This is a genomic window from Massilia sp. Mn16-1_5 (genome assembly GCF_004798585.1).
Classification (GTDB): Bacteria; Pseudomonadota; Gammaproteobacteria; order Burkholderiales; family Burkholderiaceae_D; genus Telluria.
Window position 1 is genome coordinate 1 of sequence record NZ_PPXQ01000046.1, and the last position, 1603, is coordinate 1603.

2 rRNA genes are annotated in these 1603 nt (G+C 51.7%); both read right to left on the reverse strand.

Annotation, left to right across the window (positions count from 1 at the left end):
- Nucleotides 1–8 precede the first annotated feature (8 nt).
- A 5S ribosomal RNA gene (rrf, locus tag C2862_RS24955) occupies nt 9–121 on the reverse strand.
- Between the two features lie 129 nt (nt 122–250).
- Nucleotides 251–1603: ribosomal RNA gene (locus tag C2862_RS24960) — 23S ribosomal RNA — on the reverse strand; the annotation flags it as partial.

Genomic DNA, 1603 nt, shown 5'->3' on the forward strand with positions numbered 1-1603 from the left:
TATAACTAGCCTGACGATAACCTACTTTCACACTGGTTGCAGCACTATCATCGGCGCAAAGTCGTTTCACGGTCCTGTTCGGGATGGGAAGGGGTGGGACCGACTTGCTATGGTCATCAGGCATGACTTGTACGAGGCGCCGTCTTGATCGACAGCGGCTCAGAATCTGGAGGAAGTAAAGTTGGGATAGCAACCGTTGTGTCAACAAACAGCGCTGTATTCTTGGCTTTTCTATACCTGCTAAGGTTATAGGGACAAGCCGTACGGGCAATTAGTACTGGTTAGCTTAATGCATTACTGCACTTCCACACCCAGCCTATCAACGTCCTGGTCTCGAACGACCCTTCAAGGAGCTCAAGGCTCCGGGAAATCTCATCTCAAGGCAAGTTTCCCGCTTAGATGCTTTCAGCGGTTATCTCTTCCGAACTTAGCTACCCGGCAATGCCACTGGCGTGACAACCGGTACACCAGAGGTTCGTCCACTCCGGTCCTCTCGTACTAGGAGCAGCCCCCTTCAAATTTCCAACGCCCACGGCAGATAGGGACCAAACTGTCTCACGACGTTTTAAACCCAGCTCACGTACCACTTTAAATGGCGAACAGCCATACCCTTGGGACCGGCTACAGCCCCAGGATGTGATGAGCCGACATCGAGGTGCCAAACTCCCCCGTCGATATGAACTCTTGGGAGGAATCAGCCTGTTATCCCCAGAGTACCTTTTATCCGTTGAGCGATGGCCCTTCCATACAGAACCACCGGATCACTATGTCCTACTTTCGTACCTGCTCGACTTGTCGGTCTCGCAGTTAAGCACGCTTATGCCATTGCACTATTAGCACGATGTCCGACCGTACCTAGCGTACCTTCGAACTCCTCCGTTACACTTTAGGAGGAGACCGCCCCAGTCAAACTGCCTACCATGCACTGTCCCCGATCCGGATAACGGACCAAGGTTAGAACCTCAAACAAACCAGGGTGGTATTTCAAGGATGGCTCCACGAGAACTGGCGTCCCCGCTTCAAAGCCTCCCACCTATCCTACACAGATTGGTTCAAAGTCCAATGCAAAGCTACAGTAAAGGTTCATGGGGTCTTTCCGTCTAGCCGCGGGTAGATTGCATCATCACAAACATTTCAACTTCGCTGAGTCTCGGGAGGAGACAGTGTGGCCATCGTTACGCCATTCGTGCAGGTCGGAACTTACCCGACAAGGAATTTCGCTACCTTAGGACCGTTATAGTTACGGCCGCCGTTTACTGGGACTTCAATCAAGAGCTTGCACCCCATCATTTAATCTTCCAGCACCGGGCAGGCGTCACACCCTATACGTCCACTTTCGTGTTTGCAGAGTGCTGTGTTTTTATTAAACAGTCGCAGCCACCAGTTTATTGCAACCCTTTCGCCCTCACACAGTAAAGTGATCAAGCTACCGGGGCGTACCTTTTCCCGAAGTTACGGTACCAATTTGCCGAGTTCCTTCTCCCGAGTTCTCTCAAGCGCCTTAGAATACTCATCTCGCCCACCTGTGTCGGTTTGCGGTACGGTCTCGTATGACTGAAGCTTAGAGGCTTTTCTTGGAACCACTTCCGATTGCTTCGCAGCA